The sequence below is a fragment of the Paraclostridium sp. MRS3W1 genome (assembly GCF_032465715.1).
In the GTDB taxonomy this organism is placed as follows: domain Bacteria; phylum Bacillota; class Clostridia; order Peptostreptococcales; family Peptostreptococcaceae; genus Paraclostridium; species Paraclostridium dentum.
Map to the genome: position 1 here is coordinate 1 of NZ_JAWDJM010000052.1, position 488 is coordinate 488.

A 488-nucleotide genomic window follows, 5' to 3' on the forward strand; every position below is an offset into this window, starting at 1 on the left:
CATCCAGATAAAATATGTGATCAAATATCAGATGCAATACTAGATGCACTTTTAGAAAAAGATCCACAAGCTAGAGTTGCTTGCGAAACAACAGTTACAACAGGATTAGTATTAGTTGCAGGAGAAATAAGTACTAACACTTACGTTGATATACCTAAATTAGTTAGAGAAACAGTTAAAGAAATAGGATACACTAGAGCTAAGTTTGGATTTGACGGTGATACTTGTGCAGTTATAACTTCTATAGATGAGCAATCAGGGGATATTGCTATGGGAGTTGATGAAGCTTTAGAAAATAGAAGCGGAGAATTAACTGAAGATGAAATAGAAAAAATAGGAGCTGGAGACCAAGGTATAATGTTTGGTTTTGCATGTAATGAGACAGAGGAATTAATGCCTCTTCCGATATCTCTTGCTCATAAGTTATCAAGAAGATTAACAGAAGTTAGAAAAAGTGGAGAATTAGAATACTTAAGACCAGATGGAAA

General features: G+C 34.2%; 1 protein-coding gene. It reads left to right on the plus strand.

Annotation, left to right across the window (positions count from 1 at the left end; all coding sequences use genetic code 11):
• Window positions 1–488: S-adenosylmethionine synthetase N-terminal domain-containing protein (locus RWY47_RS04315; protein ID WP_316030250.1), on the plus strand; the 488-nt coding region annotated here is incomplete at both ends.